This window comes from Pseudomonas sp. SCA2728.1_7, from assembly GCF_018138145.1.
Lineage (GTDB): Bacteria > Pseudomonadota > Gammaproteobacteria > Pseudomonadales > Pseudomonadaceae > Aquipseudomonas > Aquipseudomonas koreensis_A.
The window spans coordinates 4,732,896-4,755,668 of sequence record NZ_CP073104.1 but is presented as its reverse complement, the minus strand read 5'-3'; the positions used below and the strand labels follow the sequence as shown (position 1 = coordinate 4,755,668).

General features: G+C 59.6%; 20 protein-coding genes. 5 read left to right on the top strand and 15 right to left on the bottom strand.

What is annotated here, in order from left to right:
- Nucleotides 1–86: 86 nt before the first annotated feature.
- From pqqC to KBP52_RS21185, 4 genes are read left to right on the top strand one after another with little or no spacing between them, the layout of a single operon-like run.
- A complete protein-coding gene (pqqC, locus tag KBP52_RS21200) occupies nucleotides 87–839 on the top strand; it encodes a pyrroloquinoline-quinone synthase PqqC (RefSeq protein ID WP_077574782.1) in 753 nt (250 codons plus the stop codon).
- Nucleotides 836–1,111 carry a pyrroloquinoline quinone biosynthesis peptide chaperone PqqD gene (gene pqqD / locus KBP52_RS21195; RefSeq protein ID WP_007910068.1) on the top strand — a complete coding sequence of 92 codons (276 nt, stop codon included), beginning with the start codon at nucleotides 836–838 and terminating at the stop codon, nucleotides 1,109–1,111. The genes pqqC and pqqD overlap by 4 nt, the downstream gene beginning before the upstream one ends.
- A complete protein-coding gene (gene pqqE, locus KBP52_RS21190) occupies nucleotides 1,083–2,243 on the top strand; it encodes a pyrroloquinoline quinone biosynthesis protein PqqE (RefSeq protein WP_077574783.1) in 1,161 nt (386 codons plus the stop codon). Before pqqD ends, pqqE begins: the two co-directional genes overlap by 29 nt.
- Nucleotides 2,209–4,020 (top strand): S9 family peptidase, encoded by a 1,812-nt coding sequence (locus KBP52_RS21185; protein WP_212620910.1) that lies wholly within the window; start codon nucleotides 2,209–2,211, stop codon nucleotides 4,018–4,020. Before pqqE ends, KBP52_RS21185 begins: the two co-directional genes overlap by 35 nt.
- 133 nt (nucleotides 4,021–4,153) lie before the next feature.
- Here KBP52_RS21185 and KBP52_RS21180 read toward each other — a convergent pair whose 3' ends face one another.
- From KBP52_RS21180 to KBP52_RS21165, 4 genes are all read right to left on the bottom strand, one after another.
- Entirely contained in the window at nucleotides 4,154–4,312 is a 159-nt protein-coding gene (locus KBP52_RS21180; protein ID WP_003228885.1) for a YqaE/Pmp3 family membrane protein, read from the bottom strand.
- A 109-nt stretch (nucleotides 4,313–4,421) separates the two neighbouring features.
- Entirely contained in the window at nucleotides 4,422–4,742 is a 321-nt protein-coding gene (locus tag KBP52_RS21175; RefSeq protein ID WP_077574785.1) for a DNA-binding transcriptional regulator, read from the bottom strand.
- The gene (locus tag KBP52_RS21170; protein ID WP_077574786.1) at nucleotides 4,735–5,091 is read right to left on the bottom strand and encodes a type II toxin-antitoxin system RelE/ParE family toxin; all 357 of its coding nucleotides are present in this window, start codon (nucleotides 5,089–5,091) and stop codon (nucleotides 4,735–4,737) included. The genes KBP52_RS21175 and KBP52_RS21170 overlap by 8 nt, the downstream gene beginning before the upstream one ends.
- A 252-nt stretch (nucleotides 5,092–5,343) precedes the next feature.
- Nucleotides 5,344–6,627 (bottom strand): aminotransferase class III-fold pyridoxal phosphate-dependent enzyme, encoded by a 1,284-nt coding sequence (locus KBP52_RS21165; protein ID WP_212620909.1) that lies wholly within the window; start codon nucleotides 6,625–6,627, stop codon nucleotides 5,344–5,346.
- 169 nt (nucleotides 6,628–6,796) lie between these two features.
- Between KBP52_RS21165 and KBP52_RS21160 the strand changes: the two genes are divergently transcribed.
- Nucleotides 6,797–7,711 (top strand): LysR family transcriptional regulator, encoded by a 915-nt coding sequence (locus KBP52_RS21160; protein ID WP_077574788.1) that lies wholly within the window; start codon nucleotides 6,797–6,799, stop codon nucleotides 7,709–7,711.
- A gap of 227 nt (nucleotides 7,712–7,938) precedes the next feature.
- Here KBP52_RS21160 and KBP52_RS21155 read toward each other — a convergent pair whose 3' ends face one another.
- From KBP52_RS21155 to bioB, 11 genes are all read right to left on the bottom strand, one after another.
- Nucleotides 7,939–9,717 carry an acyl-CoA dehydrogenase C-terminal domain-containing protein gene (locus KBP52_RS21155; RefSeq protein ID WP_212620908.1) on the bottom strand — a complete coding sequence of 593 codons (1,779 nt, stop codon included), beginning with the start codon at nucleotides 9,715–9,717 and terminating at the stop codon, nucleotides 7,939–7,941.
- A 212-nt stretch (nucleotides 9,718–9,929) separates the two neighbouring features.
- Nucleotides 9,930–11,726, bottom strand: a complete 1,797-nt coding sequence (locus KBP52_RS21150; RefSeq protein ID WP_212620907.1) for an acyl-CoA dehydrogenase C-terminal domain-containing protein — start codon at nucleotides 11,724–11,726, stop codon at nucleotides 9,930–9,932.
- Nucleotides 11,727–11,816: 90 nt separating this feature from the next.
- Nucleotides 11,817–13,106: a GGDEF domain-containing protein gene (locus KBP52_RS21145; RefSeq protein ID WP_077574791.1), complete on the bottom strand. Its 1,290-nt coding sequence runs from the start codon at nucleotides 13,104–13,106 to the stop codon at nucleotides 11,817–11,819.
- 198 nt (nucleotides 13,107–13,304) lie between these two features.
- The gene (locus KBP52_RS21140; protein ID WP_077574792.1) at nucleotides 13,305–15,407 is read right to left on the bottom strand and encodes a cytochrome c peroxidase; all 2,103 of its coding nucleotides are present in this window, start codon (nucleotides 15,405–15,407) and stop codon (nucleotides 13,305–13,307) included.
- 274 nt (nucleotides 15,408–15,681) lie between these two features.
- A complete protein-coding gene (locus KBP52_RS21135) occupies nucleotides 15,682–17,487 on the bottom strand; it encodes a phenylacyl-CoA dehydrogenase (protein WP_123594026.1) in 1,806 nt (601 codons plus the stop codon).
- A 275-nt stretch (nucleotides 17,488–17,762) separates the two neighbouring features.
- On the bottom strand, nucleotides 17,763–18,059 hold the full coding sequence (locus tag KBP52_RS21130; RefSeq protein WP_016983171.1) for a hypothetical protein: 297 nt from the start codon (nucleotides 18,057–18,059) through the stop codon (nucleotides 17,763–17,765).
- Nucleotides 18,060–18,166: 107 nt separating this feature from the next.
- A complete protein-coding gene (gene bioD, locus KBP52_RS21125; RefSeq protein WP_108225152.1) occupies nucleotides 18,167–18,847 on the bottom strand; it encodes a dethiobiotin synthase in 681 nt (226 codons plus the stop codon).
- Nucleotides 18,844–19,653 (bottom strand): malonyl-ACP O-methyltransferase BioC, encoded by an 810-nt coding sequence (gene bioC, locus KBP52_RS21120; RefSeq protein ID WP_212620906.1) that lies wholly within the window; start codon nucleotides 19,651–19,653, stop codon nucleotides 18,844–18,846. The genes bioD and bioC overlap by 4 nt, the downstream gene beginning before the upstream one ends.
- On the bottom strand, nucleotides 19,646–20,377 hold the full coding sequence (locus KBP52_RS21115) for an alpha/beta fold hydrolase (RefSeq protein WP_212620905.1): 732 nt from the start codon (nucleotides 20,375–20,377) through the stop codon (nucleotides 19,646–19,648). Before KBP52_RS21115 ends, bioC begins: the two co-directional genes overlap by 8 nt.
- Nucleotides 20,370–21,548 (bottom strand): 8-amino-7-oxononanoate synthase, encoded by a 1,179-nt coding sequence (gene bioF / locus KBP52_RS21110; RefSeq protein ID WP_212620904.1) that lies wholly within the window; start codon nucleotides 21,546–21,548, stop codon nucleotides 20,370–20,372. Before bioF ends, KBP52_RS21115 begins: the two co-directional genes overlap by 8 nt.
- Before the next feature lie 162 nt (nucleotides 21,549–21,710).
- Nucleotides 21,711–22,766, bottom strand: a complete 1,056-nt coding sequence (gene bioB, locus KBP52_RS21105; protein ID WP_212620903.1) for a biotin synthase BioB — start codon at nucleotides 22,764–22,766, stop codon at nucleotides 21,711–21,713.
- Nucleotides 22,767–22,773: the final 7 nt, after the last annotated feature.

The window sequence follows — 22,773 nt, the reverse complement described above, 5'->3', positions numbered from 1 at the left end:
TGCGATCACCTGTAGGAGTGAGCCTGCTCGCGATAAGGCCGGCACAGACACCAGCTATTTCTAGGGTTGTTCCCCGGAGAACCGCAATGACCGACACCCCGCTGTCCCCCACCGAATTCGAAGCGGCCCTGCGCGCCAAAGGCGCCTTCTACCACATCCACCACCCGTATCACGTGGCGATGTACCAAGGCCGCGCCACTCGCGAGCAGATTCAGGGCTGGGTCGCCAACCGCTTCTACTATCAGGTGAACATCCCCCTGAAAGACGCGGCGATCCTCGCCAACTGCCCGGATCGGGAAATCCGTCGTGAGTGGATCCAGCGCCTGCTCGACCACGACGGCGCCCCCGGTGAAGACGGCGGGATCGAAGCCTGGCTGCGTCTCGGCCAAGCGGTCGGTCTCGACCCGGATCAACTGCGCTCCCAGGAACTGGTGCTGCCCGGCGTGCGTTTCGCCGTCGATGCCTACGTCAACTTCGCCCGTCGCGCCAGTTGGCAGGAAGCCGCCAGCAGTTCGTTGACCGAACTGTTCGCGCCGCAGATCCACCAATCGCGCCTCGACAGTTGGCCGCAGCATTACCCGTGGATCGACCCGGCCGGTTACGAATACTTCCGCACCCGCCTCGGTCAGGCACGGCGTGATGTCGAGCACGGTCTGGCGATTACGCTGGAGCACTACAAGACGCGCGAAGGTCAGGAGCGCATGCTGGAAATTCTCCAGTTCAAACTGGACATTCTTTGGAGCATGCTCGATGCCATGAGCATGGCCTACGAACTGAACCGCCCGCCGTACCACAGCGTCACCGAACAACGGGTCTGGCATAAAGGAATCACCTTATGAGTTTCGACCGCAGCAAAGTCCCGACCTGGCGTCCCGGCTACCGCTTCCAGTACGAACCGGCGCAAAAAGGCCATGTGCTGCTTTACCCGGAAGGCATGATCAAGCTCAACGACAGCGCCGCATTGATCGGTGGTTTGATCGACGGTGAGCGCGACGTTGCGGCGATTATTGCCAAACTCGATGAGCAGTTCCCCGGCGTGCCCGAGCTCGGTGACGACATCGAGCAATTCATGGAGGTTGCCCGTGCGCAGCACTGGATCGAACTTGCCTGATCTGCCGGCCAAGCCTGAAATCGGCCTGCCGCTGTGGCTGCTCGCCGAGCTGACCTACCGCTGCCCGCTGCAATGCCCGTACTGCTCCAATCCACTGGATTTCGCCGAGCAGGGCAAAGAGCTGAGCACCGAGCAGTGGATCAAGGTGTTCCGCGAAGCGCGGGAGATGGGCGCAGCGCAACTGGGCTTTTCCGGCGGCGAGCCGCTGGTGCGTCAGGATCTCGCCGAGCTGATTCATGAAGCGCGGCAATTGGGTTTCTACACCAACCTGATCACCTCCGGCATCGGTCTGACCGAGCAGAAAATCAGCGACTTCAAAAAGGCCGGCCTCGATCACATCCAGATCAGTTTTCAGGCCAGCGACGAGCAAGTGAACAACCTGCTCGCTGGCTCGAAAAAGGCTTTCGCGCAGAAGCTGGAGATGGCCCGCGCGGTGAAGGCCCACGGCTATCCGATGGTGCTGAACTTCGTCACCCATCGGCACAACATCGACAAGATCGACCGCATCATCGAGCTGTGCATCGCGCTGGAAGCCGACTTCGTCGAGCTCGCCACCTGCCAGTTCTACGGATGGGCGCAGCTCAATCGTGTCGGCCTGTTACCGACCAAAGAGCAACTGGTGCGTGCCGAACGCATCACCAACGAATACCGCGCAAAACTGGAAGCCGAAGGGCATCCGTGCAAGCTGATTTTCGTCACCCCGGATTACTACGAAGAACGCCCGAAAGCCTGCATGAACGGCTGGGGCAGCATCTTTCTGACGGTCACCCCGGACGGCACCGCCCTGCCCTGCCATGGCGCCCGGCAGATGCCGGTGCAATTTCCCAATGTGCGCGATCACAGCATGCAGCACATCTGGTACGACTCGTTCGGCTTCAACCGCTTTCGCGGTTACGACTGGATGCCCGAGCCATGCCGCTCGTGCGATGAGAAAGAAAAAGACTTCGGCGGCTGCCGCTGCCAGGCGTTCATGCTCACCGGCGACGCGAGCAATGCCGATCCGGTATGCAGCAAATCCGAACATCACGGCGTGATTCTCAAGGCCCGCGAAGAAGCCGAGACCGCCACCCAAACCATCGAACAACTGGCCTTCCGCAATGAACGAAACTCACGCCTCATCGCCAAAGGCTGAGCCTTTCAGCGCTTCGCAAGCCGTCGCTGCCGGCATGGACTTCGCCGAGCTGCAGCTCGGCGCCAATGGGCTGTTCTGGAATGAATATCGCCCCGAAGATGCCGCCTGCCGGATCTGGCATTGGCGCGATGGCGTGGCGAAATGTCTGACGCCGGATGGCTTCAGTGTGCGCAGTCGGGTGTACGAATATGGCGGTGGCGCGTTTTGTCTGACGCCGGACGGGGTGGTTTTCGTCGCTGAGGCGGATCAGCAGTTGTACCGCCAGAAGCTCGGTGGCGAGCCGGAAGCATTGACCTCGGGCGAGTGCCGTTATGGCGATCTGCATTTTACTTTCGGCCAGGTTCTGGCGGTTGAAGAACAGCAGGATCAGCATCGGCTCGTCGCCATCGATCTGGCTGACGGAACGCGGCATTTATTGGCTGAAGGCGCGGATTTTTATGCGGCGCCAATCCTTAGTGTGGATGGCCAGCGTTTGGCCTGGATCGAGTGGAGTCGCCCGCATCAGCCGTGGACGTCGACCCGGTTGATGGTGGCTGAGCGTTCGACTGACGGTGCATTTGGTTCGCCGCAATGCGTGGCTGGCGCCGAGCTTGAAGAGTCCATACAACAACCGCGATTCGATGCCGAAAATCGCCTTTATTGCCTGACCGATCGTGGTGGATTCTGGCAGCCGTGGGCTGAGACTTCCCACGGTTTGGAGCCATTACCTGCTGCGCAAGCCGATCACGCGCCGGCACCGTGGCAACTGGGCGGCTGCACTTGGTTGCCTGTTGAAAATTCGGTTTTAGCCAGTTGGAGTGAGGGCGGTTTCGGCCGTCTGACATTAGGCAATGACGACCTCACCGGTGACTACAGCCGTTTCCGGCATTTGGCTTTGGATGCGCAATTTATCTACTGCATCGCCGCCTCGCCGATCAGCCCTTCGGCGGTCATCGCTATTGATCGAACGAGCCGCGAAGTGAAAGTGCTGGCCGGTGGTGTTGCTCCCCTGCCCGCTGAACGCATCAGCCGTCCGCAAACCCTGCGCTACCCAAGCGGTTCGGGCCAAGCTCACGGGTTCTTCTATCCCGCCATGAGCGGCGAGACGAAACCACCGTTGGTGGTGTTCATCCATGGAGGCCCGACGTCGGCCTGCTACCCGATGCTTGATCCGCGCATTCAGTACTGGACGCAACGCGGCTTTGCCGTCGCCGATCTCAACTATCGCGGCAGCAGCGGTTATGGCCGGGAATATCGACAGGCCTTGCATCTGAGCTGGGGTGAAGTGGATGTCGAGGATGCTTGTGCGGTGGTCGCGTATCTCGCCGAACAAGGCTTGATCGACGGTGAACACGCATTCATTCGTGGCGGCAGCGCAGGCGGCTACACCACATTATGTGCGCTGGCGTTCAAACAGGTTTTCCGCGCCGGAGCGAGCTTGTACGGCGTCAGCGACCCGGTCGCGCTAGCTCGGGCAACGCACAAATTTGAAGGTGATTATCTGGACTGGCTGATCGGCGATCCCGAGCAAGACGCCGAACGCTACGCCGCCCGCACGCCGCTATTGCACGCAAACAAAATACGCGTGCCGGTGATCTTCTTTCAGGGAGAACTGGACGCCGTGGTTGTCCCGCAACAAACCCGCGACATGGTCACGGCGCTGGAGCAGAACGGCATCGCGGTCGAAGCGCATTACTACCCCGACGAACGCCACGGTTTCCGCCGCGCGGCCAATCAGGCGCATGCGCTGGAGCAGGAGTGGAGGTTCTATCGCCAGGTAATGGGATTGGCGGACTGATCACCGCACCCCGTTCAAAACCGAGTTGCCCCATTCGCGAGCAGGCTCGCTCCCACATTGGATCTGTGTCGTTCACAAATCCCCTGTGGGAGCGAGCCTGCTCGCGAAAGCTATCTATCAGGCGCTACGTTATTCAGCGCTTGGCGATGATATACACCGCATGCACGATCCCCGGAATATACCCGCACAACGTCAGCAGAATGTTCAACCAGAACGCCCCGCCAAACCCGACCTGCAGAAACACGCCCAGTGGTGGCAACAGAATAGCGATGATGATGCGAATGAAATCCATGGGGCAGCTCCTGTATGGGGGTTGGCTCACCTGAGCCATACAAGCTAATCGACCTGCGCCGCTCGTCAGGGTTCAGTGCTAATCACGGTGTCGGTATCAAACTGATAGCTCAGCCAAGAATTTGCAGTCCGTGCTTCTGCACGATGCTCAGTAACTTCAGCGCCATTCCGCTGGGGTGTTTGTCTCCCGACTCCCATTGTTTGACTGTCGACGCGCTCGTGTTCAAGTAGCGAGCGAATACCGGCTGGCTAACGTTATTGCGTTCGCGCAGAGCCTTGATCTGTTCCGCCGGGATCGCTTCAGGAACCGTTGCCAGACACGACTCATCAAACTCCCGCATTGTTGCCTTGCTGATTGCGCCGACAGCCAGTAGAGCGCCGGCTGATTCGTGTATCGATCCAAAAACTTCACTTTTGAATTTCTTACTCATGAAATATCTCCACAAACTCCTTCATTGCCAACAAATCCCGGATCTGCTCCTCGGTCAGCTGAGCATAGGCTTTGGCTAACTTTCGTAAATCCTTCAATTCAGATGTTGTGATGTTGCTCTGATCTTTCTTGGCGAACAGCACTTGATAGATCCAGTAACGCCCGCCCTTAGCCAAAACAATCGAACGATGACGGTTGGCGTTCAACCGCTTCTTCCAGACGCCACCACCAAGATCGTCAGCCTGACCTTCAAGCATCTCGCAAAATGCTTCCCGGAGCTCTGCGTCGCTGATCCAAGCCTTGCCGGCTCGTATCGCAAAACCCTTGGTTTTGAATAGCCTGAATGACATCGGTATCCCTTCCAAAAAACATACCACCCAGTGGTATAGATTACAAAGCCACCCGTCTCGAAAATATCGATCGGTCTGCCCCCGCATTCCCTGCAGGGACTTTCTAAAAAACCATTCGCACGACGAACTCTCAAGCTCTAAACACCATCTGCAAAACCCGGCCACAAAAAAACGCCCCACGCCAAAAGAATCAGGCGTGGGGCGTGCGTTATACCGCGAGACGGTTCTGGAAATCCGGTAGGAAACTTCAGCTCAGACGGCAATCCCTTTGCGGCATTGCAGTTGTGCGGTGCGCACTCGCGAAAAGGCGCGGCCCAGGCGCAGGAGCATTTCGTCGATGTTGGTTTTGCTCACGGTAAGGGCCGGGGTGAAGCGCAGGCAGTTGGCTTGCGGGGCGTTGAGCAGCAAACCTTCGTGCAGGGCGGCGTGGACCACGGCCTCTGCGGAATCGTCTGACAGGGTCAGTCCGTAGAACAGACCCTGGCCGCGCAGTTCGCCGTGGTCGTAGCGGTGTGCCAATCGGGCCAGGCCTTCGCGCAAATGCTGGCCGTTGTCGTTGATCTGCTGCAGGAAGCTACGGTCGTGCACGCTGTCGAGCACGACCAGACCGGCCGCCGTCATCAATGCATTGCCGTGATGCGTGCCGCCGAGTTCGCCGGCTTCGAAACAGCAGGCCTTGCCCCGCGCCAGCAGCGCCGCCAACGGCACACCGCCGCCAAGCCCTTTGCCGAGCACAACGATATCGGCGCGCACGCCGTAGGATTGTTCGGCGAGCAAGGTGCCGCAGCGACCGATGCCAGTTTGCACTTCGTCGAGGATCAGCAGAATGCCCAATTCGCGGCACAGTCGTTCGACACCTTTGAGGTAATGCTCGGTCGCCGGAACAACGCCAGCATCGCTCTGGATCGGCTCCAGCATGATCGCTACAGTTTGCGCGTCGACCGCCGCGTGCAGGGCCGACAAGTCGTTAAACGGCACCGGATCGAAACCCGGCAGCAACGGCGCAAAACGGTTGTGCAGGTTGCAACTGTCGGAGGCGGAAATCGTTGCCAGGCTGCGACCATGACAACCCTGCTTCGCAACGATGATCCGCGAGGCGCCGCCGCGATGCAGTTGGCCCCATTTGCGCGCGAGTTTGATCGCCGCTTCACAGGCTTCGCTGCCGCTGTTGAGCAGGTAGGCCTGATCGCTGGAGGTAGCGGCGCACAGACGCTCGGCAAGGCTGAGCATGCCGCGATTATGCAGATTGAAACCGGGATTGATCAGCGCCTGCGCCTGACTGCTGATAGCTTTCACCAGCGCCGAAGGACTGTGACCAAGGCTGTTGGCGCCACCGGCCTGGGAAAAGTCGAGATACGCGCGGTCGTTACTGTCCCATAGCCACGACCCCTGACCACGGACGAATACCTGTTGCGGCCGTTCGACGCTGGGCATCAGGCGCTCGGCGCTGAGATTTTCGTTATGGTCAGATGGATTGGCCTCAAAGGCGAGGTCATCAAGACTCGGCGTCTGACGCCGCAAACTGAACAGATTCATTGAAAAACACCTCGTTTCAGGTGTTTTGAACTGCCTATGCAAACACTGTCGAAGCGAACGCTATTCATCGCGCTTTCTGGCCCTGTAAGCCTTGTGAATGCGGTTAGACTAGGCTCACCGAGGCTTGCGGGCCATTTCGATTTACCAGCATTTTCGATAAGCATTACTTATGGATTTCAAACAACTGCGTTATTTCGTCGCGGTCTACGAAGAGGGCCATGTCGGGCGGGCGGCGGAACGCCTGTCGATCTCGCAACCGGCACTGTCACAGCAGATCCGCCAGCTCGAACAGAACCTCGACGTCACTCTGTTCGAACGCAGCAGCAAACGTCTGCTGCCGACCCTCGCCGCTCACACTTTGTACAACCATGCCCTGCCGCTGCTTGATGGTTTGCAACGGGCGCGCGAGGCGTTGGGGAATTTCAAAGGACAAGCCTTGCGCACGCTGGCGATCGGCGTGCTGCAAACGGTTCACACCAGTCTGGTGCCGCAAATGCTTGAGCGGGTGCGCAAGGCGCAGCCGCATCTGGTGGTGCAGATTTATGAATTGACCGGACTTGAGATCGAGCGGCGCCTGCTCAACGGTTCATTGGACATCGGCATTAGTTATCTGCCGCCGCGCCAACCGGGTCTGCACGGCGTAATGCTCTACGAAGATGAACTGACGCTGGTGATCCCGGCGGACCACCCATTGCGCGAATTCAAGAAAGTCTCGATGCGCCAGGCCGCCGAACTGCCCATGTTGCTGCTGGGTGAAGAGTTTCAGATCCGCCAGATCTGGCAGGCGCAACTGACCGCTCTGGGGCGACGTCCACAGGTGCAGGCAGAGCTGAACAATATGGTGGGGATTCTCGACAGTCTGCCGCATACCAAACTGGCGACGGTGCTGCCGGGGCGTTCACAGAAGGAATACGATGATCAGGATCTGCTCTGGAAACCGCTGAGTGAACCACGGGTGCCGCTGAAAGTGGGCTTGGTCTGTCGCGATGTGCAGCGCCAGCAGGCGCCTTTGGCGCTTTTGCAGACGTTGCTGGAAGAAGTGATGGAGCGCGAAGTGAAACCGGCGCTGGATCCGTTGGCCTGACTACTTTTCTGCAGGCAAAAGAAAACCCCGCCGAAGCGGGGCTTTGCAGACTGTTTCCCTGACATCCATTTCACTCCGCCACCCTGGCAGAATCCTACGTGTCCGTGTTGTTGCTTTGCGCTTCCTGCGCGACGTCCATGAAATGTAGATTAGCCGTGGATCCAATCCGCGCATATGGGAGAACAGCAGCACGTCATGTAAGAGAATGCTTACATGACGCTATCACATCAGAATTGCGCCGCATCCAGCAGGAACAGCGACTCGCTACCCGCCTTGACCGACGCGCTCAGCGAGTGAATGCGCGGCAGCAAACGGGCGAAATAGAAGCGCGCAGTGCCGAGCTTGCTGGCATAGAAATCGTCCTGCGCTTCTTTGCCCATTGAGGCTTTGGCCATCAATGCCCACATGTAGGCGTAGGAAACGTATCCAAATGCTTGCAGATATTCGACCGAAGCCGCGCCGATTTCGTTCGGGTTGGTTTTCGCCCGATCCAGCAGCCACGACGTCAGCTCGTCGAGGGTGCCGACGGCATCGTTCAGCGGCTTGGTGAATTCGCCCAGATCGGCGCTCGCGGTAGCGGTGAAGTGGCGGATCTCGTCGGCGAACAGTTTGTAGAACGCGCCGCCGCTGCCGACGATCTTGCGCCCGACCAGGTCCAATGCCTGAATACCGTTGGTGCCTTCGTAGATCTGGGTAATGCGCACGTCACGCACCAGTTGCTCCTGGCCCCACTCGCGGATGTAGCCGTGGCCGCCGAAAATCTGCTGGCCGTGCACGGTGGTTTCCAGACCCAGATCAGTGAGGAATGCCTTGGCCACCGGCGTCAGCAGTGCAACCAGATCTTCCGCACGTTTGCGGGTGGTGGCGTCTTCGCTGAACTTGGCGGTGTCGAGTTGCATTGCCACGTAGGTGGAGAATGCACGACCGCCCTCGTTCGAGGCTTTCATGGTCAGCAGCATGCGCCGCACGTCCGGGTGGACGATGATCGGGTCAGCGACTTTGTCTTTGTTTTGCGCGCCGGTTGGCGAACGGCTTTGCAGACGGTCGCAGGCGTATTCAACAGCGTTCTGATACGAACGCTCGCCAGTCGCCAGGCCTTGAATGCCAACACCGAGACGCTCGTAGTTCATCATGGTGAACATCGCGGCCAGGCCTTTGTTAGGCTCGCCGACCAGATAACCCACGGCTTCGTCGAAGTTCATCACACAGGTCGCGGAGGCCTGGATACCCATTTTGTGTTCGATCGAACCGCAGTTCGCCGGGTTGCGCGCGCCCAGACTACCGTCGGCATTGACCATGAACTTCGGCACGAGGAACAGCGAAATGCCCTTAGGACCGGCCGGGGCGTCCGGCAGCTTGGCCAGCACCAGGTGAATGATGTTTTCGGTGAGGTCGTGTTCGCCACCGGTGATGAAGATCTTGGTGCCGCTGACCTTGTAGGAACCGTCGGCCTGAGGCTCGGCCTTGGTGCGAATAATCCCCAGGTCGGTGCCAGCGTGCGGCTCGGTCAGGCACATCGAACCGGCCCAGACGCCGGCGTACATGTTCGGCAGGTAGGCTGCTTTCAGCTCTTCGCTGGCGTGGGCGTTGATCGACAGGCAGGCGCCGGCGGTCAGCATCGGGTACAGACCGAAGGACAGGCTGGCGGAGTTGACCATTTCTTCAACCTGCGCCGATACGGCTTTGGGCATGCCCATGCCGCCGTATTGCGGATCGCCACCGACGCCAACCCAGCCGCCTTCGGCATAAGTCTGATAAGCCTGTGGGAAACCTGCCGGTGTGGTGACGGCACCGTCGGCCCAATGGCAACCTTCTTCGTCAGCGGCGCGGCTCAGTGGCGCGATGCTTTTGCTGGTGACCTTGCCGGCCTCTTCGAGAATGGCTTCAACGGTTTCGGCGTCGACGGTCTCAGCCAGCGCTGGCAGTTCGGCCCAGAGTTTGGCGACCTCGAACACTTCATTGAGGACGAAGCGCATATCGCGCAGCGGCGCTTTGTAGTCAGCCATGGCAAACCTCGCAAGATCTAAACAGGTGATTCGTGGAATGGTGTTTTCGTTGAGCCGGAGTGTACCTCAACAACTTTTGCGACACATAGGGTCAACCGGTGACTGTTTTGTTATTTTTAGTCACCAAAAAAGATCGCAGCCTACGCCAGCGCCTACAGGTAAAACGCGATCCTATGTAGGAGCTGCCGAAGGCTGCGATCTTTTGATCTTCCTTAAAGCGCAAACAGTTCCGCAGGCAACTTCATCAAACAATCACTCCCCGCCTCGATCGCCATCCGATGCGCTGCCGTACGCGGCAACAAACGCTTGAAGTAAAACTCGCACGTCGCCAACTTCCCGCGCAGGTAATCCGCCTCACCCTCGCCCGCCTCCAGTTGCGCCTGCGCCACCAATGCCATACGCAACCACAGATAGCCGAGGATGATGTAACCGCTGTACATCAGATAATCCACCGACGCCGCGCCCACTTCATCCGGGTTCTTCATCGCCGCCATGCCGACCTTCATGGTCAGGTCGCCCCACTGCTGGTTCAGCTCATTGAGCTGCGCAACAAAACTGCCCAGTTGTGGATGCTCAGTGTTGGCCGCGCAGAACTTATGGACGATTTTGGTAAACCCGCGCAGCAACTTACCCTGACTGCCCAGCACCTTGCGACCCAGCAGATCCAGCGCCTGAATGCCGTTGGTACCTTCGTAGATCGGCGCGATCCGACAGTCGCGCACCAGTTGCTCCATGCCCCATTCACGAATGAAGCCGTGGCCGCCAAACACCTGCATGCCATGGTTAGTCACTTCCAGCCCGGTGTCGGTCATGAACGCTTTGCAGATCGGCGTGAGGAAGGCCAACAGATCTTCGGACTCCTGACGCGCGTCGGCATCGCTGCTCAGATGCGCGGTATCGAGCAATTGTGCAGTGAAGTAAGTCAGCGCGCGGTTGCCTTCGTTGAAGGCTTTCATGGTCAGCAACATGCGCCGCACATCCGGATGGACGATGATCGGATCCGCCGCTTTGTCCGGGGCTTTGGCACCGGTCAGCGAACGCATCTGCAAGCGGTCGCTGGCGTATTTGATCGCGCCCTGAAAACTCGCTTCGCCCAGACACAAACCCTGCATGCCGGTACCGAGGCGGGCATGGTTCATCATGGTGAACATGCAGTTGAGGCCCTTGTTCGGCTCGCCGATCAGGTAGCCCTTGGCGCCGTCGAAGTTGAGCACGCAGGTGGCGGAAGCCTTGATGCCCATCTTGTGCTCGATCGAACCGCAGGACACGCCGTTGCGCTCGCCCGCTTCGCCCGCCGTATCTGGCAAGAACTTCGGCACGATAAACAGCGAAATGCCTTTGGTCCCGGCCGGCGCGTCCGGCAGTTTGGCCAGCACCAGATGGATGATGTTGTCGCTCATGTCGTGCTCGCCGGCAGAGATGAAAATCTTGCTGCCGGTGACCGCATAACTGCCGTCAGCCTGAGGCACGGCGCGGGTCTTGATGATGCCCAGGTCGGTGCCGCAATGGGCTTCGGTCAGGCACATGGTGCCGGTCCATTGCCCGGCGGTGAGTTTGCTCAGGTAAGTCTCTTTCTGCTCGGCGCTGCCGTGGGCGTGGATCGCCGACATCGCGCCGTGGGTCAGCCCTGGGTACATGCCCCAGGACGTGTTGCTGGAGCCGACCATCTCGCTGATTACCAGCCCGAGCGAACTCGGCAGGCCTTGGCCGCCGTAGGTCGGGTCTGCGGCCAGACCGTGCCAGCCGCCCTCGACGTATTGTGCGAAGGCCTGCTTGAAGCCTGCGGGCGTTGTCACCACGCCGTTGTCGAAATGGCAGCCCTCTTCGTCACCGCTACGATTGAGCGGCGCCAGAACGTTCTCGCAGAACTTCGCGCCCTCTTCGAGGATCGCGCTGATCATGTCGGGGCTGGCGTCGTGGGCGCCGAGAGCGGCGTAATTGGCGTGGAAGTCGAAGACGTGATCGATCAGAAAGCGCATGTCGCGCAGGGGAGCTTTGTACTCAGGCATGGTGGCTTCTCCGTCAGCAGATTGCTCCAACCTACTGCTGGCCACCACGCCCGACAATCATTGTGCAGACGCTGAATGCGCCGTCATCACTCAACCTGCGGCCGTGTCCATGCGCACCGCGCCGCGGCGGTTCTGGCCGAATGCGACAACGCAGTTACGTCCTGCGCCTTTAGCCGCGTAGAGCGCTTCGTCGGCGGATTTCAGCACTTGTTCCGGATTGCGTTGTTCCACTCGTTCGGCGACGCCGATGCTCACCGTCACCGAAACGCTAGAGGCACCGGAACCGGCCCGGCGCTGACGACCTTGCTGGTCATCCTGCGGCCGGTTTTCCTGATTGCGCAGTTGAATGCTGTAGGAAGCAATCGACTCACGGATCACCTCAAGATGCGGCATGCACTCCTCAAGGGTTTTGCCTGCAAATACCAGGGCAAATTCCTCGCCACCATAGCGATAGGCCCTACCGCCACCGCTGATTTTCGACAGTTTGCTGGCGACCAGGCGCAGCACCTGGTCACCCACGTCGTGGCCGTGGGTGTCGTTGAATTTCTTGAAGTGATCGACGTCGCTCATCGCCAATACATAGTTGCGACCGAGGCGTTGCATACGTTCATTGAGCGCGCGACGGCCCGGCAGACCGGTCAGTTCGTCGCGGAAGGCCATTTGATAAGCCTCGTGCGCAACGGCGGCGGCAATCATCAACATCACTTGGCTGCACATGATGTTCAGGGTAAACGGCAGGATGAAGGTTTTCGGCAGCATCCAGAACACGCCGAGCAAACCGACCAGTTGCGCCGCGTGCAATGGGCGCGGATTGCGCCAGTATTGCCAGGCGAGCAACAGGAATGCCGAGATAAACACCGGATAGGACAGCTGGATCAGGCTCATCCACGCGCCGTGCAGCGCCGGCCAGCGGATCTCCGACAGCCAGATCAGCAACGCCTGCGGATAACTTTGCTCCAGGCCCAACGCCACACTGCCAAAAGCCAGCAACACGGCGAAGCGCGCAACCATGTCCTGGAACAGATGCGTGCGCTCCTGCCACGCCGCAAACAGCCCAAACAACAACGGCAGCAGCAAACAGACGAGGTGGAACACCACCGCAGCGTCTTCGCGGACCTTGCCGTTGTCGCGGTAATAATCGGTCTGGGTATCGAGCAAGAAGTAGGCGATGTACACCGTGAGCATCAGAAACAGTTCGCGCTGACGTCGGTAAACCGCGCAATACGCGCCGCCCAGCAACAGCACCAAGGTCGGCAACACGTTGAACAGCGAAGTGAAGAACACGCTGAGGTCTTTGACGTACGCAGCCGCCAACCCCGCTAGTAACAACAGCAGTGAAGGTAGGAAATGGCTGAAACGTACAGCGGAAGAACGCGGCAAGGGTAAAGCTCCGACCCGTCATATCAAAGAGATGGCATTGTGCCTGCAATGTGGCCAGTTAAGCACACACAATGTGATCCAGATCACACGCAGTCTCTTTAACGGCAGAAAACCTGACTATCTGAGCGATTTGCCAAGTTTTTTGCCCGATTTGCCGTGCTGGCCACCATCACTGATGGCCAGGCCTGAAAATATCCCTCACAGATCGTTGTAGAACGGCAACAACGGCCCTTCCGCCGAACTCCGTCCCTCGGCCCCGTATGGCTTGAGCGAGAACAAAGCGTCCGTCGCTTGCCGGGTGGTGACTTTCGGACTGGCCGGCCGCTGGGTCACGGCGTTTTCATCGCCGATCTCGCCTTGCGGAAGGACCAGCGAAGGATGATCGAACGGCGCTCGCTCCCAGGCCACGCGCGGATCGGTGAGGCCGACTTCCATGAATTTCACCAGTGCATCGATCTCATCCGGCGTCAGGTTGAGATTGGTCATGTCCGGATCGAGATTCGACGTATTGTGCTGATTCGCCGCCGGGTGCTCGAAGCCACTGGTGTTGTTGGCGTCTTCGCCACGGCGGTCGCCGCCACGGTTGTAGAATTCCATCACTTGTTTGAGCGTGGCGCGGCTGCCGTTGTGGAAGTACGGCCCGGTCAGCGCGATGTTGCGCAGGGTCGGGGTTTTGAAAGCACCATCGACCGAATCGCGGAAGCCAACGTTGGGTTTAAGCGTGGCGTCGCAAGGGATCGCTGCGCTGAGTGGCGCTTCAAAGGTGCACACGTCGACGTCCAGCGGATCGGGAATGCTGCCGCCTTGCAACAGCTTGTTGTACTGACGACTGAACGACCATGGGTTGCCCCAGGCATCCGAGCCACCGAGCGCCAGATCCTCGGAGGTCGGGCGCACGCCGGTGTTGTAGAAACCGTTGTCGTAGAGGGTGGTCAGGTTATCGGCCATAACCATGCGTTCGATGCGTTCACGCGGATGCATCAGCAGGCGGCTGGCCGCGTTGGTCAACTCCGGGCCGCCATGGCAGCTGACACATTTGCCTTTGCCGAGGAACAGGTTCATGCCTTGGACCTGCTGCGCGTTCATCGCGGTTGAATCGCCTTGCAGGTAAGCATCGATGGGGGCCTGATCGGAGACCAGCGTGGCTTCGTACATCTGAATCGCCAGACCGAAGAACAGTGGGAAGTTGGCCTCCATCTGCGTATACGGCGCACCGCCCACCAGCACATTCTGCGTGGCATTCCACAGGCGTGGCTGGAAGGCGTTCTTGATCAGCTCGCGATAGGTCGGACGTCGCGCGCCGGATACGGGGGCGAGCACGGAATCGTTGGAGGAAATCCGCTGTTGCTTGAGCATCAACTGATCGAGCATGCGCCGGCCAATGTCGGCGAAGGTGCGACCACCGCAGGACATTTCCACCGCGCTGCCGGGTGGGCCCACGGCTTGCGAAGCGGCAGACGCGTCATTGAGTGCGAGTCTGACTTTGGTCGCCACGGTGTTGCGTTCGCTGGTCACGTAAATGCCCGCATCCGGATCACGATTACCGAACGGGGAAAAACCGTTGAACACGTTGTTGGCCCGACCATCCCAGAAATTGCGCACGTTGAACGCGGCGTTGATCACCGACGGCGCATTACGCCCGGTGCTGCGGCGTACGTTGATGCCGCCGACCTGGAAGATGCCGTCAGGCTGCTGCGTGCATTTGTCGAAACGTGGCTGATTGGGTTTGACGAAGTTGGCGTCGAACACGCCTTGTGAGCCGACGACGTCGTCGCTCGAATAAACAATCGGCGAGTTGCGCTCCAAAGGGTTGCTCAGCACATGGGTCGGGAAATCGGTTTTCTTCAGCGTGTAGTTCGGCCCGCCCTTACCACCGGACAACGTCGCGTAGGACGCCACATCACCGGGGATATCTGACGCAATGAAAGGTTTGTTGAAGATCGAGGCGACGTTGGCGTTGGTGTGCGCCTGGCCGGGGTTGAGCTGGTTGGTGATGCGGTGATCGACGCCCGCGTGGTAGTGGCAGGACGCGCACGCCGTGGCGCCATCGCTGCCGACTTCCATGTCCCAGAACAACGCCTTGCCCAGCAGGATCGCGGCGGAGCGGTTGAGCACGTAGTCGGTCATCAGGTCGACCTTGCGTCCGCCCTCGGTTCCGGAGGGATCGGGCGGCACCATGCCACGCAAGGATTGCAGGCTTGGCACTTCCGGTACGGGCGGATCGACTTCGGCCGGTGTAGCGGCCATCGTGTTGAAAGTGGCGAGTGCAAAGGCTAACCAGACAAGTCGGCAGATGTTCATGTGCTTCACCCTGACGTTGTTGTTATGCGTTTTGCCGGGCGAGAGGCGTCGTGGAACAGCACAGGATTTCTCGTGAGCGCCGGTTAATCTGCGCAGTGCAATTAATTGGCCATCCTTTCGAGAAACATTTTGAATCAATAAACACGAGGGCTGCGCGCTGTCTGCTTACCGTTTCTGCTGGGGATTCCCCCCCAGAGTTGGGGACAAATTCAACGCGAAAAAAAAACCGCTGCCCCCGAAGGCGCAGCGGTTTTTCAAAAGACCGCGTTAAGGCTTAGTAGCCCAGTGCGAAGTCTTCTTCTTTCATGTCCATCAGGTTGTTGGCGCCCGACAGCATGGTGGCCACGTGCGTACGGGTACGCGGCAGGATGCGCTGGAAGTAGAAGCGCGCGGTTTGCAGCTTGGCGGTGTAGAACGCCGCGTCGCCGGTACCTTCTGCCAGCTTCTCTGCAGCCAGACGTGCCATGTCGGCCCAGAAGTAAGCCAGGCAGGCATAACCGGAGTACATCAGGTAATCCACGGAGGCCGCGCCAACTTCTTCGCGATCCTTCATGGCGGCCATACCAACCTTCATGGTCAGCTCGCCCCATTCTTTGTTGATCGCGGCCAGCGGTGCAACGAATTCTGCAACGGCTTCGTTGCCTTCGTTGTTCTGGCAGAACTTGTGGACGATCTTGGTGAAGCCTTTCAGAGCTTCGCCTTGAGTCATCAGCACTTTACGGCCCAGCAGGTCGAGTGCCTGGATGCCAGTGGTGCCTTCGTACAGCATCGAAATGCGGCTGTCGCGAACGTTCTGCTCCATGCCCCACTCAGCGATGAAGCCGTGGCCGCCGTAGATCTGTACGCCGTGGTTGGCGGATTCGAAACCGACTTCGGTCATGAACGCTTTGGCGATCGGGGTCATGAAGGCCAGCAGTGCGTCGGCTTTCTTTTTCTCTTCTTCATCGACGCCGTATTTGACGATGTCGACCTGTTTGGCAGTGAAGTAAACCATCGCACGGTTGCCTTCGGCGAACGCCTTCATGGTCAACAGCATGCGGCGTACATCCGGGTGCACGATGATCGGGTCAGCAGCTTTGTCCGGCGCTTTCGGGCCCGTCAGGGAGCGCATTTGCAGACGATCACGAGCGTATTTCAGGCCACCCTGGAAACCGATTTCGGCGTGGGCCAGACCTTGCAGTGCGGTACCCAGACGTGCGGTGTTCATAAAGGTGAACATGCAGTTCAGGCCTTTGTTCGCCGGGCCGATCAGGTAACCGGTGGCGCCGTCGAAGTTCATCACGCAGGTGGCGTTGCCGTGGATGCCCATCTTGTGTTCCAGCGAACCGCAGGTCACTGCGTTGCGTGCACCGACGCTGCCATCAGCATTCGGCATGAACTTTGGAACGATGAACAGCGAGATGCCTTTGGTCCCAGCCGGTGCGTCCGGCAGGCGGGCCAGCACGATGTGGACGATGTTGTCGGCCATGTCGTGTTCGCCGGCCGAGATGAAGATCTTGGTGCCAGAGACTTTGTAGGAACCATCAGCCTGAGGTTCGGCCTTGGTGCGCAGCATGCCCAGGTCGGTGCCGCAGTGCGGTTCGGTCAGGCACATGGTGCCGGTCCATTCGCCGGAAACCAATTTGGTCAGATAGGCTTCTTGCTGCTCAGGGGTGCCGTGCTCGGAGATGGTGTTCATCGCGCCGTGCGACAGGCCTGGGTACATGCCCCACGACCAGTTGGCTTCGCCAACCATTTCGCTGACTGCCAGACCCAGCGACTCAGGCAGGCCTTGGCCGCCATGCTCAACGTCGTGCGCCAGGCTTGGCCAGCCGCCTTCAACGAATTGCTTGTAGGCCTCTTTGAAGCCCGTCGGGGTTTTCACGCCAGACTCGCTCCAGGTGCAACCTTCGAGGTCGCCCACGCGGTTCAGCGGTGCCAGTACCTGCTCACAAAACTTGGCGCCTTCTTCGAGAATGGCGTCAACCATGTCCGGAGTTGCGTCTGCGCAAGCCGGAAGGCTCTGATAGTGCGCTTCGTAGCCGAGCAGTTCGTCACGAACGAAGCGAATATCACGCAAGGGGGCCTTGTAGTCAGGCATAGCGATAAACCTCTGCTGATGTAACCGGGAATGAACGACCGTGTTGATTTGTTGTGACGGTCAAACAGTTGTTTGAAACATACGTTTACGCCGAAATCTTGTCAAGCATCGATCTTTTGCCGTTCGTCATCGGACTTTTCAAACACCGCACACAGCGAACCGCCATGAGCTGGAACGAGCCATGGGCGCTGAAAAAAGATTAGTTGAGGGAGAAGGACTTACAACGAAAAACGCCGCGACAAGGCGCGGCGTTCAAGATGCAGATTACGAAAAAATCAGGCGAAGGTGTCGATGATCGTACCCAGCACTTCGTCGGAAGCTTTGGCGACTTTCACCCCCAGCTCCACTTGGAATTTACCTTGGGCCATCTGAACCATGTCGCTACCCAAGTCCATTTGCTGGCTGCGATCGACACCACGCAGACGATCGACCTGTGCCTCCGAAGACTGGCTGGTGACCGAACGTTCAATGGTGTTGTTGGCAATCTGGCTGGCAGCCTGATCGACGCGGTTCTGCCCGCTCTGAATCGAGCTCAGGCCTGCATAAAAAGCTGTGTTACCGGAGATTTCCATAACGGCTCTCATCCTTGGGAAGGATCAATGGCGCCATTGAAGCAGAGGCGCCAGAAAAACACCCGTCAAAAACACTAATGGCACAGTGCCTGCCCATAGAGAAAAGCTTAGTCGAGCAAATCCAGTTGCAAATGATCGGCCACCGCCTCTGCACTCAAGGCCTTGAGTTTAGGCACGCGCCCGAGGCACGGCGCCGGAATTCGCTCGGCCAACGTCGCGAGATTTTCTTCCAGCCGCGAAGTCTTCGGATCGATGATATTCGCCACCCATCCAGCCAATTGCAGGCCATCACGGGCAATCGCCTCGGCCGTCAGCAAAGCATGACTGATGCACCCCAATCGCACACCCACCACCAGAATGACCGGCAGCTTCAGCGCAATCGCCAGATCCGACAGATTATCCTGATCGGCCAACGGCACCCGCCAGCCGCCCGCGCCTTCGATCAGAGTGAAATCGGCATTCATCGCCAGAATCTCGCGCATCGGCGCCAGCAGCGATTGCACGGTCAAGGCCACACCCGCTTCACGCGCCGCCAGATGCGGAGCAATCGCCGGCTCGAACGCCACCGGATTGACCTGTTGATAAGTCAGCGGCAGCGAACATTCGGCCAACAGCGCCAATGCATCCGCATTGCGCAATCCCTTCGGCGTCACTTCGCACCCGGACGCCACCGGTTTGCCCGCCGCCGTACTTAGCCCTGCCGAACGAGCTGCATGCAGCAACCCGGCGGCAACGGTGGTCTTGCCGACATCGGTGTCCGTTCCGGTGATGAAATAGGCTGCGCTCATACGGGTTTCTCCAACACGGCGTAGACCACCTGATAAGTCGCCGGCAACCCCGACGCCTGACGGAACTGCTCGTAAGCTTCGACCAACCCGAGAATCCGCGCCCGCCCGGTCAAACCGCCCGGCCGGCCCGGATTCAGATTGTGCGCGCCCAATGCCTTCAATTCGTGGGTCAGACTGCGCACATCAGGGTAATGCAGCACGTGAGGCTGATTCTCCAGACTCAGCGTGCGCAAACCACTCACCGCACATAACTGCTCATAGCGGGCGAACTCGCGGAAGCGGTTGACGTGCACCAGCCCATCGACCTTCCGCCAGCTGTCGCGCAACTCAAACAACGTCCCTACACAAAGACTAGCAAACGCAAAAATCCCACCTGGTTTCAGCACGCGAAAGGCTTCGCTGAGCACCGCATCGAAGTCCGCACACCACTGCACGGCGAGGCTGGAGAAAATCAGATCGCAGGTTGAATCCTGCAACGGCAGACGCTCCGCATCGCCAGCAATGAAATACTCAGCGCCGCCCAGCGGGCGCGCGTGATCGAGCATGCCCTCGGCAATGTCCAGGGCCACACCGTGGCCCTCGGCAAACCGCGAAGCCAACGCGCGGGTGAAGTAACCCGTGCCACAACCCAGATCCAGCCAACGCGCCGGCACAAATTCCTGCGGCAAACGCTCAATCAACTGTGTACCGACATCACGTTGCAACTCGGCGACGCTGTCGTAACTGGCCGCCGCGCGGGAGAAAGAGGCTGCGACCTGGCGTTTGTCAGGCAAGCCGCCAGGCAGCACAAGAGACAAATCAGTCATCACCGCACTCATGTAAAAAAGCCTGGATAGCACCCGCCAGTCCGTGGGGGTCTTCCAGAAGAAACGCATGACAGGCCTGTTCGATCAGACCTATTTCGATATCCGGCAACAGGGCGAACAACGCCCCCGCCGCTTCCGCCGGGACCAGAGCGTCCTGTCCGGCGAACAGATGAAATTGCGGACCGCGAAATGCTTGCAGTGCTTCGCGGGTGTCCAGTTGCGCGAGCAATTCCAGTCCCGCCATCAGCGCCGCCGGCGCGGTGTTCGGCGCGCCGCCCAACAGCAATCTCGACAAGCCGCGCGGGTCTTGCGCGCCTTGAGCACAGAGCAGCGAGAAGCGTTTGAGAGTTGTGCGCGGATCGGCCTGGCAACCGGCAAGAAACGCGTCGAAAGTTTCGCCGGGCATCGCGTTCGGCCACTGCTCATGGGCAACGAAAGAAGGATTGCTCGCCAACGTCAGCAAACCGCAGCAACGCTCGCCACGCCGTGCCGCCAGCTCGGACGCGAGCATGCCGCCCAACGACCATCCACCCAGCCAGACGTCCTGAGGAATGCTTTCATCAAGTTCGTCGAGCCAGTCCTGCAGGTCGCTGGAATCCAGTTCCGGCAACGGCTCGATGTCGACTTTCAGATGCTCATCAATACCTTGCAATGCGGCGGCCAGCGGCTCCATCGGCGACACGCCGAGGCCCCAGCCGGGCAGCAGAATCAGGCGATCACGCATGGCTTGGCTCCGACGACAGTTGGGCAAAGCAATCGGCCAGTCCCTCTAACAATAGCTGCACCTGCGCCTCGCTGTGCGCGGCGGTCAGGGTTACGCGCAAGCGAGCGCTGCCGGCAGGCACGGTCGGCGGACGAATGGCGGTGACCATCAGTCCGCGCTCGCGCAGCATCTGCGACAGGCGCACCGCGCGCCCGGCATCGCCAATCATGATCGGCTGGATCGGCGTAAAGCTGTCCATCAGCTCCAGGCCGATCTGCTCGGCGCCCTGGCGGAACTGGCGAATCAACGTCTGCAGATGTTCACGACGCCAGTGTTCAGTGCGCAGCAGCTCCAGACTTTTCAGGGTCGCGCAGGCCAGCGCCGGTGGCTGGCTGGTGGTGTAGATGTACGGACGGGCGAACTGAATCAGGCTTTCGATCAGCTCTTCGCTGCCCGCGACGAATGCGCCAGCGGTGCCGAAGGCTTTACCGAGGGTGCCGACCAGCACCGGCACATCCTCCTGAGTCAAACCGAAATGCTCGACGATGCCGCCGCCATTCGCACCGAGCGGCCCAAAACCGTGAGCGTCATCAACCATCAACCATGCACCTTTGGCCTTGGCTTCACGAGCCAATGCCGGCAGGTCAGCGAGGTCGCCGTCCATGCTGAACACACCGTCGGTGACCACCAACGTGTTGCCGGTGGCTTTCTCCAGGCGTTTGGCCAGACTCACCGCGTCGTTGTGCAGATAGCGATTGAAACGCGCGCCGGACAACAGCCCCGCGTCCAATAACGAAGCGTGATTGAGGCGGTCTTCCAGCACTGTATCGCCCTGCCCCACCAGCGCGGTGACCGCGCCGAGATTGGCCATGTAACCGGTGGTGAACAGCAACGCACGCGGGCGACCGGTGAGGTCGGCCAATGCTTCTTCCAGTGCGTGATGCGGGCCGCTGTGGCCGATCACCAGATGCGATGCACCGCCACCGACGCCCCAGCGTTCAGCACCGGCGCGCCAGGCTTCGATGACCTGCGGATGATTGGCCAGACCGAGGTAATCGTTGTTGCAGAACGCGAGCAGCGGTTTGCCGTCGACCACCACTTCAGGCCCCTGCGGGGACTCGAGCAGCGGGCGCTGGCGATAGAGGTTTTCGGCACGACGGGCAGCAAGGCGTGCGGCGAGATCGAAAGACATGCAGGCCTCGACTTTCAAGTGACACAGATCCCTTGTGGGAGCGAGCCTGCTCGCGAATAGGCCTTCACATCCAACATCAATGTCGACTGAGGCACCGCTTTCGCGAGCAGGCTCGCTCCCACAAGGGGTTTTGCATTCCTTCAGAGGAATTTGCGCACGTTTTTACACCGCGGCGTTATAGAACTGCTCGCTGCTCTTCTGCTCAACCAATGCCTGCTCGATCGCGGCCTGGTGAACCTCATCGGAATGTTCTTCACGAGCTTCCGGCTGAATGCCCAGACGCGCAAACAGTTGCATGTCCTTGTCCGCCTGTGGGTTGGCGGTGGTCAGCAGCTTGTCGCCGTAGAAAATCGAGTTGGCACCGGCAAAAAACGCCAGAGCCTGCATCTGCTCATTCATCGCTTCGCGGCCGGCGGACAGGCGCACGTGGGATTGCGGCATGAGGATGCGAGCCACGGCGAGCATGCGGATGAAGTCGAACGGGTCGACGTCTTCGGCGTTTTCCAAAGGCGTACCCGCGACCTTCACCAGCATGTTGATCGGCACCGATTCCGGATGCTCCGGCAGGTTGGCCAGTTGGATCAGCAGGTTGGCGCGGTCATCCAGCGACTCGCCCATGCCGAGAATGCCGCCGGAGCAGATTTTCATCCCCGACTCACGCACATAGGCCAGGGTTTGCAGGCGCTCGCTGTAAGTACGGGTGGTGATGATGCTGCCGTAAAACTCGGGCGAGGTGTCGAGGTTGTGGTTGTAGTAATCGAGGCCGGCCTTGGCCAGCGCTTCGGTCTGATCCTGATCGAGACGACCGAGGGTCATGCAGGTTTCCAGGCCCATGGCTTTCACGCCTTCAACCATCTTCAGCACGTACGGCATGTCTTTGGCCGACGGGTGCTTCCACGCCGCGCCCATGCAGAACCGTGTCGAGCCGATAGCCTTGGCGCGGGCAGCCTCTTCGAGGACTTTCTGCACTTCCATCAGCTTTTCTTTTTCCAGGCCGGTGTTGTAGTGACCGGACTGCGGGCAGTACTTGCAGTCTTCCGGGCAGGCGCCGGTCTTGATCGACAGCAGGGTCGACACCTGAACGCGGTTGGCGTTGAAATGTGTGCGGTGCACCGTTTGCGCCTGGAACAGCAAGTCGTTGAAAGGCTGTACGAAGAGTGCTTTGACTTCGGCCAGAGACCAGTCGTGACGCAGGGTGGCGGTGGTGCTCGCGCTCATGGGTAAT

Bases quoted from the DNA above. Each gene is read 5' to 3' on its own strand.
- KBP52_RS21185 (WP_212620910.1), top strand. From the start codon at position 2,209: ATGAACGAAACTCACGCCTCATCGCCAAAGGCTGAGCCTTTCAGCGCT.
- bioB (WP_212620903.1), bottom strand. From the start codon at position 22,766: ATGAGCGCGAGCACCACCGCCACCCTGCGTCACGACTGGTCTCTGGCC.
- bioF (WP_212620904.1), bottom strand. From the start codon at position 21,548: ATGTCTTTCGATCTCGCCGCACGCCTTGCTGCCCGTCGTGCCGAAAAC.
- KBP52_RS21155 (WP_212620908.1), bottom strand. From the start codon at position 9,717: ATGGCTGACTACAAAGCGCCGCTGCGCGATATGCGCTTCGTCCTCAAT.
- KBP52_RS21140 (WP_077574792.1), bottom strand. From the start codon at position 15,407: ATGAACATCTGCCGACTTGTCTGGTTAGCCTTTGCACTCGCCACTTTC.
- KBP52_RS21180 (WP_003228885.1), bottom strand. From the start codon at position 4,312: ATGGATTTCATTCGCATCATCATCGCTATTCTGTTGCCACCACTGGGC.
- KBP52_RS21115 (WP_212620905.1), bottom strand. From the start codon at position 20,377: ATGCGTGATCGCCTGATTCTGCTGCCCGGCTGGGGCCTCGGCGTGTCG.
- KBP52_RS21170 (WP_077574786.1), bottom strand. From the start codon at position 5,091: ATGTCATTCAGGCTATTCAAAACCAAGGGTTTTGCGATACGAGCCGGC.
- pqqD (WP_007910068.1), top strand. From the start codon at position 836: ATGAGTTTCGACCGCAGCAAAGTCCCGACCTGGCGTCCCGGCTACCGC.
- pqqC (WP_077574782.1), top strand. From the start codon at position 87: ATGACCGACACCCCGCTGTCCCCCACCGAATTCGAAGCGGCCCTGCGC.
- KBP52_RS21135 (WP_123594026.1), bottom strand. From the start codon at position 17,487: ATGCCTGACTACAAGGCCCCCTTGCGTGATATTCGCTTCGTTCGTGAC.
- KBP52_RS21150 (WP_212620907.1), bottom strand. From the start codon at position 11,726: ATGCCTGAGTACAAAGCTCCCCTGCGCGACATGCGCTTTCTGATCGAT.
- KBP52_RS21130 (WP_016983171.1), bottom strand. From the start codon at position 18,059: ATGGAAATCTCCGGTAACACAGCTTTTTATGCAGGCCTGAGCTCGATT.
- KBP52_RS21165 (WP_212620909.1), bottom strand. From the start codon at position 6,627: ATGAATCTGTTCAGTTTGCGGCGTCAGACGCCGAGTCTTGATGACCTC.
- KBP52_RS21175 (WP_077574785.1), bottom strand. From the start codon at position 4,742: ATGAGTAAGAAATTCAAAAGTGAAGTTTTTGGATCGATACACGAATCA.
- bioC (WP_212620906.1), bottom strand. From the start codon at position 19,653: ATGACTGATTTGTCTCTTGTGCTGCCTGGCGGCTTGCCTGACAAACGC.
- bioD (WP_108225152.1), bottom strand. From the start codon at position 18,847: ATGAGCGCAGCCTATTTCATCACCGGAACGGACACCGATGTCGGCAAG.
- KBP52_RS21160 (WP_077574788.1), top strand. From the start codon at position 6,797: ATGGATTTCAAACAACTGCGTTATTTCGTCGCGGTCTACGAAGAGGGC.